Below are 14609 nucleotides of genomic sequence, written 5' to 3'. Positions count from 1 at the left end.
CGAACCGTCGAACGCCGCCCGGACAGCAGCCCGTTTCTCGCCTCTACCGTCACTCGAAGACCGCGTCGAACGAGTCCGCGCCCAGCGGCGGGTGGGTCCCCGCGGCGACGTTCTCGGCGACGTGCTCCGGCGACCCCATCCCGACCAGCGAACACGTGACTCCCGGGGCGCTGCGGGCGAAGTTGATCGCCTTCTGCGCGTTCGTCTCCCCGGCGACACGCTCGGCCACGTCCGCGGGGAGTCCGGCCGAAGCGAGTCGGCCTTGTGCGAGCGACGCGCTCGTGAAGACGTTCAGTCCCGCGTCGTGGGCGAACCACAGCGTCGACTGGGTGCCCTCGTTGCCTTCCTGGGCTTCGACCGTGAACGCGTCGGCCATCACGACGTTGAGCGGCAGCTGGATCGCCCGGAAGTGCGTCGCCGCGTTGTTCGCCCGCTTGGCCGCCTCCCGCGCCCGCGAGGCGACCTCCGCTAGCGAGAGGTAGCTATCATCGTCGGCCGGCACGCGGAACGCTTCCCACGTCGCGACGCCGTACTGTCGGATGTCGCCCTCGGCAGCTCGCTCTTCCAGTCGGGTGAAGGTGTCTTCGAGCCGGTCGTACACCTCCTCGGCCGACCGCTCGGCCAGTTGCGTCTCTGGGTTGTGGACGTAGTAGAGGTCGATCGTGTCCAGATCGAGGTTGTCGAGCGACCGGTCGAGCTGGTCGTCGATGAACTCGGGCGCGATGCAGTGCTGGCCGGCGACCAGGTCGTCGGCGTCGACGATGCCGGTGTCGACGTACTCACTGTGGATCCACTGTCCGGGATTGTCGGGACGCTCACCGTCGAACGGGACGAATCCGCCTTTCGTCGCAACCAACGCGGCCTCCCGGTCGACGTCGGCATCCTCGACGGCCTGGCCGACGGCGCGCTCGCTGCGCTGGTTGCGGTAGTTGATGGCGGTGTCGACCACGCTGACGCCGCTTTCGAGGGCTTCGACGACGGCCTCGCGGTAGGCGTCGTCGGCCTCGTCGGTCGGGTCTCCGAGGTAGGTGCCGACGCCGATGCTGGAGACGACGCCCTCGCCGAACCGGCGGAAGTACGTCCGGGCGAACCGGTCGCCGAACTCGTCGCGGTACGCCCACGTCGCGTCCCTGGTGACCATACCCGAACTGGGGTCGCCGTGGGTAAAAGCGTGCTATTTCGACGGAGACGGTGTTCATCGTAAGGACTCAACGGACGATGTGCAGCGGCGCGCGCTGTCGAGCGTGTCCGAGCACTGTGAGGACCGCGAGCAATAGCCGCGCGAGAGATGAGCGAGCCAACGGCGAGCGAATCGGCTGGGGAGGCGTGTGGGCCGTTGCGGTGCTGTGCGGGGCGGTCGCGATTTCCTGGCGGACTGAACGAGCGAGGCGCGCTCGCGTCCAGTTCAGTCGCCTGAGCGGGCACTATCCGCGCGGATGGTGTGGAGAGCGCGGATATCCCGCTTCAGCGACCGCGAGCGCGCCGAGGGCTTTCATCTCCCAGTGATTTCTGCTGTTGCGGTCACTACAACTGCAAGAGAGTACGCCATGGGCTTCCAACCCCGAGCGTGATCTACAGAAGTCCACTCGCCCCCTCTCCGAGGGTCTCACTACATCTTGGACGTAGAAACGAATCACTGAAACGACGGGACGGCGGCCGAATCGCGGCGAATGGCCGTCGGAGATGAGAAGGTTAAAGACCGACACCACAGTACCAGCAAGTGCGCCCGGGTGGCTTAGCTGGACATAGCGCCGCACTCATAGGGTTTCCTTGCGCGGCAGCCGGCATGCCCCCACGAGGCCCGTCAGCCTCGGACCTGGGACATGCGGAGATCGAGGGTTCGGAGCCCTCCCCGGGCATACCTTATCCGTCGTCACCGACCGCGAGCGACAGCTGGTTGTGAGACTGGACTGGTATCGGAATGCAGGGACGGATCTCGGCGTTACCGCGATAGTTCGTGGAAAATCCGCGTATCAGGCGTCGCCGGGGAACTCCTGGAAGAGCGTCTCGTAGTCCTCGGCGTCGCTGAACTCGGTGACCGACCGGTCGGCTTCTTGACGGAGCGACTCGACTTCGGTTTTGAGTCGCTGGTACTCCTCGTTGTCCTGGAGTTCGGTGTGGTCCATCTCGGCTTCGAGCGTCGCCTTCTTCGACGCCAGCGAGAAGAACTCCTGCAGGCGGTCGTCGTAGTCGGCGCGGGTGAGCATTCGGTCGACGGCACCGAAGAGGTCGTCGAGCATCACCGGCTTCGTGAGATAGTCGTCGAACGGCATGTCCACGATGTCGAAATCCGGGTCGACGGCTGTCACCATCACGACCCGGCAGTCGAGGTTTCGCTCGCGGAGGGCTTCGAGCACCTCGTCGCCGTTCATCTCCGGCATCTGGCGGTCGAGGAAGACCACGTCGACGGCCTCGTCCGCTTCCTCCAGCGCCTGTTCGGCGCCGTAGGCGGTCCGGACATCGTACTCCTCCTCTAGCCAGGTAGAGTAGAGATCGGCGATGTCCCGTTCGTCGTCGACGACGAGAACAGTCACGTCCTCGGAGTTGCTGTTCGGCGATATCATCGTGGGGTCCCGCAGTCGATGCTACGGACTATCGACTATCGACCAAACCGACGCATAAATCCACCCCATCGATTATCAGTCGTGAAAACTCAAGGACTATTTCGTCGGTGTCAGAAGGACGGAACGTTCGGGACGGCAGGGACAACAGAGGGGTCACCGACGAGATTAAATCGACGACGCCGCTGGATCAGATCGATGGACGGGGAGTCGACCGATCCGACGCGGATCCGGACGCTGGCCGTCACGGCCGACGACGTGGTCGCGGCGCTGGAAGCCCGGCGCCAACGGGACAGTGAAGCCGTGTTACGCGTCACACCGCCGTTCAGTGGCCGGATGCGAGCGCGGCTGCACGTCGGTCCCGACGACTACGACGAGCGACCGGCACCGCTACACGTCTCGCCGGACGCGCTCGTCGACGAGTCGACGCCGGCGTATCCGCGCCCCGCCGAGACGGAGGACCGACTCCGCGCTGACCCCGACACCGAGTACACCGTCGAGCGCCATCACGACCGCCATCAAGAAGCGGTCGAATCGTGGCGCGAGCAGGTTCGCGACCACGTCCGGGAAACCGCAACCATCGAAACCCCCGACGGCCCGCGGGAAGTTTCGGTTACGGTACTCGGGTGATGGCTGTGGCCCCGAAAGTGGACGTTTGTCTATCTCTGTTGCGAACAGCCGCGTGATTCTGTGAAACCGACTGAGAGGAGAGATTAAAAGTTCTCGCTACATCTAAACCGATAGTGAAAGGTGCATAGAGGGTGTAAAACGACTTCTAGGGCGGTGTCTAACGCGTGAAACGTTGTGAAATGATTGGAAGGCTCGGACGGTTATAAGGTATCACCGTGTCACTGTAGACATACGAGGTTCCCCGTATGTCGAGCAGAACGTCACAACTCGCACCCTCGCTCGAGCGCCCCGACGTCACGTTGCCGGACGTCAGCGAGAGCGTCGTCGCACCGATCACCGGCTTCGCATTCTGGGCCGCCGTCGCACTGCCCTTCCTCCATCTCCCGCTGTTGCTGGCGACAGGTCTGTCCTCGGAGCCGTACACGAACGCGTTCGTCGCCCTGCTGGCCGCGAACGTCCTCGCCCTGCTCGTCGGTCACTCCCACTACCGCGAGTGAGTCGTCCCGCCGTCGCCCTACGTCGCCCGACTGTGACCTGACCGCCACCCGTCGTCCACCTGTTCAGTCCTCCTCTCCGATCGCCGCTCGAAGCCGGGGCAGTTCCCGTCGAAGCGCCCGCCGCTTTATCAGCAGGAATCCGGCGAAGATACAGCAAAATCCCAGCGCAGTCCCGGTGTCGACGACTTCTTCCAGAAAGAGAAAGCCAGTGAGCGCGGCGAACAGCGGCGCGACGTAGGAGACGAGGTTGATCTCGATCGGACCGAGCCGTTCGAGGAGATCGAAGTAGATGAGGAAGCCAGCCGCGCTGGCACCCAGCGAGAGGTACGTCAGCGCCGCCACTGCGGTCCACGACCAGGTGATCGCGGCGGGAGACTCGCCGAGTCCGAGACTGACGACGTGCATGAGCCCGGCGCCGCCGAGCATCGACCACGCCTCCATCGTCTCGATTTCGAGGCCCGCGTCGACGTACGTCGTCACGACGCTCCCAAGGGCGAACGACAGCGCGGCCGCGAACACGAGCAACTGTGGCAGGACCGCGTCGGTCAGCAGCGCGTCGGGCTCCGGCCGGGCGACCGCGAGGACGCCGACCAGACCGAGCAAGATCCCCGCGATGCCGACGGTCGAGAGCCGCTCGTCGGGGAGCAGTCCGCGGGCGAAGACGGTGGTCAGCACCGGTGAGAGGCTGACGATGACCGCCGCGGCGGCGCTGGTCGTCCCGCGCTCGCCGACGAAGAGGAAGGCGTGGTAGGCGGCGATGAGGAGCGACGCGCCGACGGCGACGGTGACCCACTCGTCGCGGCCCCGCGGGATCCAGCGATCGGCCCTGAGAACCGCGTAGCCGAACATCACGACGCCGGCCACGTCGTAGCGGAGCGCCGCGAAGAGGACCGGCGGAAACGCGGACAGCCCCGCCTTGATCGCCATGAACGCGGAGCCCCACAGCGCCGACAGCAGGAGGAACAGTCCGAGATTCCGGTAGGTGGACACGGACTGGGGTTCGCCCGAATCGGCCTGAAAGTTTCGGCTCGGCGTCTTTCCGTCCGTATCGAGAGCGGGAGACATCCGGGTTCGATCGCCCGGAATCGCTCGACTGCGGTGGGAGCGGATCGCGGTCCCCCCGTACGTTTAAATCGTCCTGTCTCCAAGGGAACGTATGGCCGCATACGGCCGGCCGACCCTGCGTGACCTGTTCGACGAGGCACCGACGCCGCACATCGCCCACCCGCCTCGGACACATCATCGCGATTTCTACCTCGCGACCGACGGCTCCTACCGCGAGAGCGGCGGCGCCGCGCCGGGCGACGACGCCCGGGAGTTCACGGGCGGGCTGGGCGTCGTCATCGAGACGCGCGACGGCGAGCGCGTCGCGCGGCTGTCGGTCCCCGACCGCGCCCCCGACAACAACGTCGCCGAGTACCGGGCGCTGCACCTCGGACTCGACGTTCTCGCCGCTCGCTCCCCCACGGACGCGAGCGTCGGCGTCCTCATCGACCACGACGCCCTCGCCGAGAACGTCAACGCCACGGTCCTGACCGACCGCGATCCAGAGCTCGAGCCCACTCACTCGGTGTCGGTCCCCCAGACCATCGGACTCCACTGGCGGGGCATCCGCTCGCGGCTCCACGACTTCGCCGAGATCCGGGCCGCCCGCATCGGCAGCGGGTACAACCCCGCCCACCCGCTCGCCAACGCCCCGGAGCAGTACGCCCACGTCAACCGCGAAGCCGACCGCTGCGTCCTCCCCGAATCGCCGTCGAAAACCGGTGACGACCGGTATCCGCCGCCGTCCCGCGCCGACCGCGGGAGCGCGAGCGACTGACCGCTACTCCTCTCGTTCCCGCCGCCTGGCTCGCTCACCGCTCTCAGCATCGCCTCTCTCGTCGCAGCGCTCACCGCTTTCACCGCTCCCAGAGCCGTCCTCCGCGTCGCGGCGCTCGCCTTCCCCCGCGGAGATAGAGAGGTCACGGATCGACCGCGCCCAGCTAGACCGGGCCAGCCCGCCGTGGTCAACGAAGCGACCGAGGTGCTGCTCGCCTGGGACCGACACCCATGGGTTGTCGTCGGCCCTTCGGACGTGTCGAACCCACGCGACCGTTGCCGTCGCCCAGACGACCGCGAACACCGCCGGCCAGACCACGACGTTCGGGCGCGGGACGGCGACTTCGGCCGCGTCGAGAACCGTCCAGCAGAAGAGTGATACGAAAAACAGGATCCCGAACGCAACGCTCCCGACCAGCATGTACTGGAACGCTCGTATCGGTGCACCGGAGACATCGATGGTCTTGGCCATCTGTCTGTGTTCGACGGTCGGGCCAGCCGACGTGTATATCTTCTGGACCACGTGATCCAGTCCCACCACCGAAGAAATATACCGATACGCTGATGAATAGTGCGTATGGTCTCCAGGCGGCGGTTCCTCCACGGAGCGGCGGCGTCGACGGCGTTGATCGGCGGCTGTCTCGGTCGCGCGGCAGAACCCACGCAAACGGCGTCCGAGTCAGCACCGACGACGAGCGCCGAGCAGACGGCGACACCTCCCGCACAGCCGACGGCCAACTCCGAGCGGACGGACGGCGGCGAAGCTGGGGGGCCGAACCCGGGGCAGTTCCAGTACGACGCGGCGAACACCGGCGTCGTCGACACCGCGGCGCCCGCGTCGGCGAATCGGCGATGGCGGACCCGGATCGACCCCGCGGAGGGCGGCCTCGCGCTCTCGGGCGACACGCTCGTCGTCGCGGCCCGGTCGCTGGTCGGTCTCGACGCCGCCGACGGGTCCGAGCGCTGGCGCGCCGACGTGGGCCACGATCTCGCTGCGCCGCCGACGACGACGGACGACACGGCTTACGTCGCGGTCTGGAACGGCGGATCGGGAGCCGACCGCGGCGTCGTCGCCGTCGACCTCGCCGACGGGAGCGAGCGCTGGCGCGCCGTTCCGGACGTCGACGTCAACTCACCACTGACGCTCGCCGAGGGCGTCCTCTTCGCCGGCGGTGCGCTGAATCAGGACGCGGTCATCGCCATCGACGCCGCCGACGGGGAGGAACTGTGGCGCTTCACGGCGGGAGAGTACGCGACGACCGCCGCCGTCGCCGACGGGGTGGCGTTCGTCGGCGGCGGACAGACTCACGCCGTCTACGCGCTCGACGCTGACAGCGGGGAGGAACTGTGGCGCTTCGACGCAACCGACGAGGTCTGGGCCGCGCCGACCGTTCGCAACGGGACCGTCTACGTCGGCGCCCGCGACGGGCGCGCGTGGGCGCTCGACCCCGCGAACGGCGACAAACGCTGGCACGCCGACGCCGGATCGACGATCCGGCACTCGGTCGCCGCGACCGAGGATGCCGTGTACGTCCCGACCGAGAAGTCGCTCGTTGCGCTCTCGACTGACGGCGACGAGCTGTGGTCGACCTCCCTCGGACACGACGGCCACGCCCTCACCGTGACCGAGAGCGGAGTCGTCTGTACCGACCGCCAGCAGCTCTACTGTTTCGACGCCGCCGACGGCGCGGACCGGTGGGTCCACACCGTCCGCGACCGTCAGGCGGGAGACGCGATCTACGGCGGGATTCGCAGCCCGCCGCTGGTCGCCGACGGGACCGTCTACACCGTCTCCTTCGCCGGCGACGTGTACGCGCTCGCCGCGGAATCCACGTCGAAAGAATAGCCACCCCGCTCGCTCCGCTCGCAGCCGCGAACCGCGTGCCTACGGCGCGCGGACAGTTACTCGTCTTCCTGCTGCTGGGCGTCCACGACGGCCGCCGCGCCGAGGTTGCAGCGACCACCTTTTTCTTGTCGGGTTTCCTCGCTCACTCCGTTCGCTGCGGGAACCTCTCCGCGAAAAAGATGGGGCAAAAAGCCGCTCGCTCCGCTCGCAGCCGCGAACCGCGTGCCTACGGCACGCGGACAGTTACTCGTCTTCCTGCTGCTGGGCGTCCACGACGGCCGCCGCGCCGAGGTTGACGATGTCCTTGACCTCGTCGCCGCGCTGGAGGACGTGGACGGGCTTGTCCATGCCGACCAGCATCGGGCCGATGGCGTCGGCGCCGCCGAGTCGCTGGAGCAGCTTGTAGCCGATGTTGCCGGCTTCGAGGTTCGGGAACACGAGGACGTTCGCCGGGTCTTCGAGGTCGGCGAAGTCGTAGGTGCCGTTGAGGATGTCCTCGACGACGGCGGTGTCGGCCTGCATCTCCCCGTCGACCGGGAAGTCGACCTCGGGGTCGTCGTGGAGGTCGCTGACGGCGTCGCGCAGCTTCGCCGTGCCCTCGTTTTCGACGCTGCCGAAGTTCGAATAGGACAGCAGCGCGGCGCGCGGTTCGACGTTGAAGTCACGCGCGAGGCTGGCGGTGTGTTTCGTGACCTCCGAGAGGACTTTCTCGTCGGGGTCCAGGTTGACCGTCGTGTCCGCGCAGAAGACGACCTTGTTCTTGAAGGTCAGCATGTAGACGCCGGCCGCGTAGTCGGCGTCGGGCGCGGTACCGATGACTTCCAGCGGCGGCCGCAGCGCCGAGGGGTAGTGGTGGGTCAGCCCCGTCAGCATCGCGTCCGCGTCGCCCTGCTCGACCATCACGCTCGCGAGGTAGTTGGTGTCGTTCTCGATGAGTTCCGAGGCCTCGCTGCGGGTGATTCCCTTGCGCTGGCGGAGTTCGTGGAGCCGCTCGGCGTACTCCTCGTAGTCGCCGTTCTCGGGGTCGATGACCTCGGGCTCGAACTCCAGTCCGAGGTCGGCGGTCGTCGCCTCGATCTCCTCGCGGTCGCCGATGAGCACCGGGTCCGCGATCTCCTGCTCCTGGAGCTGGAAGGCCGCGCGGATCATCTTCTCGTTGGCGCCCTCGGCGAGCGCGAGCCGCTTGGGGTCGCTCTGTGCCTTGTTGAGCACGACGCGCATCATCTCACGGGACTTGCCGAGCCGCGCTTCGAGCGTTTCGACGTACTCGTCGACGTCGAGTTCGGCTCTGGCCGCCCCGGACTCCATGGCCGCTTCGGCGACGGCGGGCGCGACCTCGAAGAGGACGCGCGGGTCGACGGGCTTGGGGATGATGTACTCGGGCCCGAACTGCAGCGGCTGGTCGCCGTAGGCCTTGACGACCTCGTCGGGGACGTCCTTCCGAGCGAGTTCCGCGAGCGCCTCGGCGGCGGCGGTCTTCATCTCCTCGTTGATGTCCGTCGCGCGCACGTCCAGCGCGCCGCGGAAGATGAAGGGGAACCCGAGGACGTTGTTGACCTGGTTCGGGTAGTCCGAGCGGCCGGTGCCCATGATGACCGTGTCGTCGCGGGCGGACTTGGCGTCCTCGTAGGTGATCTCGGGGTCCGGGTTGGCCATCGCGAAGATGATCGGGTTCTCGTTCATCGACCGGACCATCTCCTGGTCGACGATGCCGCCGATAGAGAGGCCGACGAACACGTCGGCGTCCTCCATCGCGTCGGACAGGTCTCCCTCGGGCACGTCGCGGGCGAACTCCCGCTTGTACTCGTTGACGTCGCCGTTCTCGGCGCGCTCTTCGGTGATGATCCCCGAGGAGTCACACAGCAGGATGTTCTCCTTCTTCGCGCCCAGCGAGACGTAAAAGCGGGCGGTCGCGATGGCGCTCGCGCCGGCGCCCGAGAAGACGATCCGCATGTCTTCGAGAGCCTTCCCGGAGATCTCGGCGGCGTTGATGAGTGCGGCGCCGGAGATGATGGCCGTCCCGTGCTGGTCGTCGTGGAAGACGGGGATGTCCATCCGCTCGCGGAGTTCCTCTTCCATGACGAAACACTCCGGCGCGCTGATGTCCTCCAGGTTGATCCCGCCGAAGGTCGGCTCCATCGCGGCGACGGCGTCGATAAAGGCCTGCGTGTCGTGCTCGTCGAGCTCGATGTCGAAGACGTCGATGTCGGCGAAGCGCTTGAACAGGACGCCCTTGCCCTCCATGACGGGCTTGGACGCCTGTGCTCCGATGTCGCCGAGACCGAGCACCGCAGAGCCGTTCGAGACGACGCCGACCATGTTGCCCTTGGCCGTGTACTCGTAGGCGTCGCCCGGATTCTCGTCGATCTCCAGGCACGGAGCCGCGACGCCCGGCGAATAGGCAAGCTGCAGATCGCGCTGGGTGTTCGTCGGCTTGGTCGTCGCGATCTCCAGCTTCCCGGGCGGCTCCGTCCGATGATACTCCAGTGCGTCCTCGTCGAGTCCCATACGATATCCCCGGACGGGGCCGGCAAAAACCTTCCCGTTGTTCCAAATGACGACTGGTTCATCGTCGTTCGTCGAACCTCGGATGCGGTCGATATCGCCGGCGAGCGCGGTCTTCGCCGATCGACGATTTAGCAGGCCGTTCCGTGAACGGGAACACCTCAACTGAGCGTTCACCGGTCCGTCTTGCCGCGATCTCGGTGAACACATTCGGGAGCGCCGGTGTCCACGCTGACTCCCGCGAGCCCCGTTCGAGAGCGAAATGGGGGGAGTAAAGTCCGTGGCGAACGAACCCGCGCTCATGACCCGCCGCTTCCGGACCCTCGCGGGCGTCACGACGGCGCTCACCTTCGTCCTCATCCTGTTGGGACTGCACACCGGATCGACCGGTGGCGGACTCTCCTGCGGAACGCGCTGGCCGCTGTGCAACGGCTGGATGGGCCTGTTCCCGGCCAACTGGGCGAGCTTCTTCGAGTGGTTCCACCGCCTCGTCGCGATGGTCGTCGGCTTCCTCCTGCTCGGGTGGCTCTACGGCGTTTGGCGCTGGCAGGACGACCGCCGCGTCCGCTACGCCGTCACCGCCGCCATCGCGATCCTCCCCCTCCAGATCGTCCTCGGCGGCATGACCACCACCGCCAACGGCATGTTTCCCGGCGGTTTCAGGCCCGCGGTCATGATCGCTCACTTCACCACCGCGACTGTCATCTTCGCCTTGCTCGTCTACGCGGTCGCCCGGATGTTCGGTGCTCCCGGCTCCCAGATCGTCCGGTCGGTCGTCAGCCTCGGCGGTGGCCTCGTCGCGCTCGTCGCCGTCTTCGAGTTCGTCTCGGTGTTCGAACACCCGCCGACGAACCTGGTCGCCTACTACGCCGCCGCGTTCGCACTGCTGGCGGTCCTCGTCGCCCTGCTGACCTGGAGCGAGACCGTCGTCGACCCGGCGAACCTCCTGCGGTTCCGCGCGGCCACCGTACTTTCCACCGCCATTCTCTACGTCACCATGGTGTTGAGCCGCCGGAAGTGGGGCCTCCCCGACTTCTACGGCGAGACGGCGACGATCCTCCTCGCCGTGGCTATCGCCGGGCTCGCCGTCGTCGCCAACCGAACAGTCGTCGAGACCGGCGGCTTCGGCACCCAGCGCGCGGACTGACGCCTCGCTGTTCTGTTCGCGAGTGTACCAGCCTGCGATCGCTGCGAGTTGTGCGCCGGGTGGTCGATGTGGCGTCGATCGACCCCGTTTCGGGTTGTTCTCGCACTGGCCGAGCGAGCCGCGAGCGCCGGTAGCTCAGTCGTCACGGCGTCGCCAGCAGGTCACGACGAACGCGACGAGCGCGACGAGGAGACCGAACCCGGAGCCCGTCCCGGCGGTAGTCTCGGTTGGCGATGAGGGCGCAGCGGTCGTCGTCGCGGGCGTCGATATCGGTGTGGTCGCCGAAGTCGGCGTAGTCTCAGCCGTTTCCCCGGGCGTCGGTGACGACGTTGCAGTCGGCGTGGCCGCCTCCGTCGGTGTCGGCGTGGAGAGCGCCGGCCGGACGGTGAACCGCTCGCGCAGGAGGACGCGGTCGCCGGCAGTGACCTCCAGCGTCGCAGCGGTGTCGGGTTCGACCCCGCTCGCGTCGAGCGTCGCCGTCACCGACGTATACACGGTTTCGTTAGACAGGTGGTAGATGTAGGCATCCTCCGTGGATTTGGAACCGAACTCGTCGGTCACCACGGCCGTGTTCGACAGCGGAGGGCCGCCGTCGGAACGGTTCACGACCCTGAATGTCACGGGCGTACCCGCGTCGAGGGAGGTGTGTGCGACGAGTGGCTGGTCAGACTGTGCCCGGACCGTCCGGTTCCATCCTCTGGGCAACTCGAAGACCGCCTCCTCGTCGTCCCAGATCAATTCGACGACAGGTTTGACCTGGTACCAGCCCTCATCTTCTGCTGCGAGGTCGAAGATGCTCGCGTTGCCGAGGAAATGGGAGGACCGTCCGTCGATGGTCACGTTCAGCGCGTAGCCGCGAAGTATCCCCGACTGTGGCAAGTCATAGCCGTCCGTATCCCAGACGATCTCCCTCTCTCCTTCGACGCCGACGTAGCCGGGAATTAGGGTCGCCGGGTCCACGACGACGTAGTAGGTGTCGGCGTCCCGGTCGCTGTAGACAGTCGTCGAACCGGTCCCATTGAAGCGGAACACCGTTGTGGGACTATGTAGTGAATCTCGAGTTGTGGACTCCAGCCTGAAGGCGTCGTCCGCGCCGTAGACCACGTCGAAAAAGCGCGTCGTCTCGTTGGTTCCACTGGCGTTCGCGAGACGGTCGGCCATGCCCGGCATCTGTAACTCTAGGACGAGCGTGCCGTTCACCGGAACCCGTCGGTCCCGGTGGAGTCTCCCGTCGGCCATGGCTTGCTCGACGTCAGCACGCGAGGAGAACCCCTCGTGAAGTGGCCACTCGTCGCTCAGTTCCGGGTACGGTGACGGGTCGCTGCTCCAGACGCGCAGGTCCGTCACCGTCACGTTCGTCTCAGATGCCGTAACTGCTGACTCGTTTGCCGACGACGGTTGCGGGGTCAGACTGCCGGTTGCTGCCACGGGACCGACCGCAAGCGTCAGCACAATACAGACGGCGATCGTGTCGGTGAGTTTTCTCTTGGAGGGCACTACCCGCGGCGTCGAACCACCTCGATAAATCCCTTGTGTCCGCCCGTCCGATCCGTCTCGGGACTGGCCCACATCTCGGGAGTCCAGAGACGGTTTCCCGGACTCCGGCGCGCGACCCCGTCGACCGCATCCCAAGACACATACTGATACCAGCCCAACACGACGCAATGGTCCCCGATATCGTCAACATCGCCCTCGTCGTCGCCTACGCCCTCCTCCTCGGCCTCGTCACAGTCCGGTACCAGCGCGGGTCGATCGACCGGACCCAGCTGACGATGTACCTCGGCCTGTGTCTCACGTGGCTCGCCTACGGGCTCTTGCAGGTCACCCAGGAGGGAATCGTCGAGACGGGCACACCGCTGAACGCCGCGCTCGACGGCCTCGCACTCGTCTGCCTGATCGCCGGGCTGGTCCTCACGTATCGCTGGTGGCGCGAGCGAGACGGGACAGAAGCGCCGACCGCGGGACGGTAAGTCAGGGGGCGGAAACTACATGAAGTCCGTCAGGCCGGACTGCCCGTCGTCGTCTTCGGGTTCGGCCGAGCCGTCCGTGCCGTCGTCCCCGTCTGCGTCGCTCGAATCGGTCGCACCTTCGCCTCCGCCGAGCGACGCTTGGGCCGCTTCGGCCTCGTCGTCGGATTCCCCGTCGCTCTCGTTCTCGGGAGTTTCGCCCTCGCCCGCGTGAGCGTTGTCGAACGCCCCGCCGGCGTTTTCGACGGCCCGCTCCTCGCGGAGTGCTTCGGCGTCTTCGACGATCGACTGGACCTTGTTGGTGTCCTCGCCGCTGCCGGTGATAAAGGAGACGTGCTTGGCGTCGAGTTCGTACTTCGCGGTCATCGCGACGGTCAACTCGCGGTTCTTGCAGTGGTGGGTCATCACCGAGAGGTGCGGGAGGATCTCCCGGCGGGCGGTCGACATGCTGACGCCGCCGGCCTCGGCGATCTGCTGGGCGATGTAGTCGCGAGTGTTACGGGTCCCCCGCGAGCGGCCGAGTTTCGACCAGTAACTCGGCGGTCCGTAGCGGGTCCACCCGCCCTTGGGTTCGCGGCGGGCGGCGGCGACGCCGGCGGTCATGTTGTCGCCCGCGTAGCGCCAGAACGAGTAGTTCTGTGTCGCGCGGACGCGACCGAGCCACCGATCGGCGTTCGAGAGGAAGTCGTACGCGACCGCCAGCTCCTCGCCCTCGTAGTCCTTGGGCATGTTGTCCTCGATCCAGTTGATGAGGTCGTCCGGCGTCTCGTCGACGTCGTAGGATGCTTTCAGCGCCTCCTCGGCGCCGGCCTCCTTGATGACGGTGTCGAGGTAGTCGAAGACGCCCTGCGTCCGGTCGCGCTCGCCGGTCACTACGTCGTCGGCCCCGATCCGGTCGCGACCCTCACCCATCGCTTGCAGGTCCTTGATCGCGCCCCGGAGGTCGCCGCTGTTCATCTCCGCGATCTGGTCGAGCGCGGCGTCGTCGTACTCGATATCCTCCTTCCGGCACAGGTCCCGGAGGACGGGGACGATCGAGCGCTTGGACACGTCCCGGAACTCGATCTCCTGGCAGGCGTTGCGGAGTCCGTTGGACATGTCGTAGAACTCGTTGGCGATGAGGATCATCGGCTGGCTGGCTTCCTTGACCAGCGAGGTGATCGCCGCCGAGCCGCCGCGGTCGACGTTGCCGTGGAGGTTGTCGGCCTCGTCGAGGATGACGACGCGCCGGCCGCTCCCGCCGGCGGTGAGCGTGCCCGACTTCGCGGCCTCGCCGGCGACGCGCTCGATGACGTCCTTCGTGCGCGAGTCCGAGGCGTTGAGTTCGATGGTCGGCCACCCCATGTCGCTGGCGAGGGCGTGGGCCGCGGAGGTCTTCCCGATCCCCGGCGATCCGTGGAGCACGACCGCCTCCCGGTGGTCATCCCAGGTGTCGGCCCACTCTTTCAGGGCGTCGCGGGCCTTGTCGTTCCCGCGGATCTCCGAGAGCGACGACGGCCGGTACTTCTCCGTCCAGTCCATTGGCTGGTCGAAAGCGTGTGAGGGGGTTAGTGGTTTCGGAGCGGCCCGGGACGGCCCGCCGAGCGGAGCTCCGGACCGCCGATACCGCGGCCACGCGCCCGCCGGCACGCCGGT

Annotated in this window: 13 protein-coding genes and 1 tRNA gene; 7 read left to right on the top strand and 7 right to left on the bottom strand. The window is 66.9% G+C overall.

Going from position 1 to position 14609, the window contains the following annotated elements:
• Positions 1 to 49: 49 nt before the first annotated feature.
• Positions 50 to 1141 carry an aldo/keto reductase gene (locus AB2U09_RS10485; protein WP_459192661.1) on the bottom strand — a complete coding sequence of 364 codons (1092 nt, stop codon included), beginning with the start codon at positions 1139 to 1141 and terminating at the stop codon, positions 50 to 52.
• 583 nt (positions 1142 to 1724) lie between these two features.
• Here AB2U09_RS10485 and AB2U09_RS10480 point away from each other — a divergent pair.
• A tRNA-Met gene (locus tag AB2U09_RS10480) sits at positions 1725 to 1859 on the top strand.
• 114 nt (positions 1860 to 1973) lie between these two features.
• On the opposite strand, the gene AB2U09_RS10475 is transcribed toward AB2U09_RS10480, so the two are convergent.
• A complete protein-coding gene (locus AB2U09_RS10475) occupies positions 1974 to 2564 on the bottom strand; it encodes a HalX domain-containing protein (RefSeq protein WP_459192660.1) in 591 nt (196 codons plus the stop codon).
• A 195-nt stretch (positions 2565 to 2759) separates the two neighbouring features.
• On the opposite strand from AB2U09_RS10475, the gene AB2U09_RS10470 reads away from it, so the two are divergent.
• Positions 2760 to 3191: a DUF8009 family protein gene (locus tag AB2U09_RS10470; protein WP_459192659.1), complete on the top strand. Its 432-nt coding sequence runs from the start codon at positions 2760 to 2762 to the stop codon at positions 3189 to 3191.
• 245 nt (positions 3192 to 3436) lie between these two features.
• The gene (locus AB2U09_RS10465; RefSeq protein WP_459192658.1) at positions 3437 to 3688 is read left to right on the top strand and encodes a DUF8028 family protein; all 252 of its coding nucleotides are present in this window, start codon (positions 3437 to 3439) and stop codon (positions 3686 to 3688) included.
• A 63-nt stretch (positions 3689 to 3751) separates the two neighbouring features.
• Here the strand turns inward: AB2U09_RS10465 and AB2U09_RS10460 are convergent, their stop codons facing one another.
• Positions 3752 to 4678 (bottom strand): DMT family transporter, encoded by a 927-nt coding sequence (locus tag AB2U09_RS10460; RefSeq protein WP_459192657.1) that lies wholly within the window; start codon positions 4676 to 4678, stop codon positions 3752 to 3754.
• Between the two features lie 166 nt (positions 4679 to 4844).
• On the opposite strand from AB2U09_RS10460, the gene AB2U09_RS10455 reads away from it, so the two are divergent.
• Complete coding sequence (locus AB2U09_RS10455) at positions 4845 to 5510, top strand: ribonuclease H family protein (RefSeq protein ID WP_459192656.1); 666 nt, start codon at positions 4845 to 4847, stop codon at positions 5508 to 5510.
• 3 nt (positions 5511 to 5513) lie between these two features.
• Here the strand turns inward: AB2U09_RS10455 and AB2U09_RS10450 are convergent, their stop codons facing one another.
• The gene (locus AB2U09_RS10450; protein WP_459192655.1) at positions 5514 to 6032 is read right to left on the bottom strand and encodes a hypothetical protein; all 519 of its coding nucleotides are present in this window, start codon (positions 6030 to 6032) and stop codon (positions 5514 to 5516) included.
• Positions 6033 to 6086: 54 nt separating this feature from the next.
• On the opposite strand from AB2U09_RS10450, the gene AB2U09_RS10445 reads away from it, so the two are divergent.
• Positions 6087 to 7355 (top strand): outer membrane protein assembly factor BamB family protein, encoded by a 1269-nt coding sequence (locus AB2U09_RS10445; protein ID WP_459192654.1) that lies wholly within the window; start codon positions 6087 to 6089, stop codon positions 7353 to 7355.
• Positions 7356 to 7598: 243 nt separating this feature from the next.
• Here the strand turns inward: AB2U09_RS10445 and AB2U09_RS10440 are convergent, their stop codons facing one another.
• Entirely contained in the window at positions 7599 to 9863 is a 2265-nt protein-coding gene (locus AB2U09_RS10440; RefSeq protein WP_459192653.1) for an NADP-dependent malic enzyme, read from the bottom strand.
• 277 nt (positions 9864 to 10140) lie between these two features.
• Here AB2U09_RS10440 and AB2U09_RS10435 point away from each other — a divergent pair, with 277 nt between their 5' ends.
• A complete protein-coding gene (locus AB2U09_RS10435) occupies positions 10141 to 11007 on the top strand; it encodes a COX15/CtaA family protein (RefSeq protein ID WP_459192652.1) in 867 nt (288 codons plus the stop codon).
• Positions 11008 to 11142: 135 nt separating this feature from the next.
• Here AB2U09_RS10435 and AB2U09_RS10430 read toward each other — a convergent pair whose 3' ends face one another.
• Complete coding sequence (locus AB2U09_RS10430) at positions 11143 to 12504, bottom strand: hypothetical protein (RefSeq protein WP_459192651.1); 1362 nt, start codon at positions 12502 to 12504, stop codon at positions 11143 to 11145.
• A gap of 167 nt (positions 12505 to 12671) precedes the next feature.
• Between AB2U09_RS10430 and AB2U09_RS10425 the strand changes: the two genes are divergently transcribed.
• A complete protein-coding gene (locus tag AB2U09_RS10425; protein WP_459192650.1) occupies positions 12672 to 12977 on the top strand; it encodes a hypothetical protein in 306 nt (101 codons plus the stop codon).
• 15 nt (positions 12978 to 12992) lie between these two features.
• Here AB2U09_RS10425 and AB2U09_RS10420 read toward each other — a convergent pair whose 3' ends face one another.
• Positions 12993 to 14495: a replication factor C large subunit gene (locus tag AB2U09_RS10420; protein ID WP_459192649.1), complete on the bottom strand. Its 1503-nt coding sequence runs from the start codon at positions 14493 to 14495 to the stop codon at positions 12993 to 12995.
• Positions 14496 to 14609: the final 114 nt, after the last annotated feature.

Source organism: Halosimplex yunnanense, from assembly GCF_054504345.1.
The sequence above is the reverse complement of the archived record's forward strand: the minus strand, read 5'-3'. Positions and strand labels throughout refer to the sequence as shown.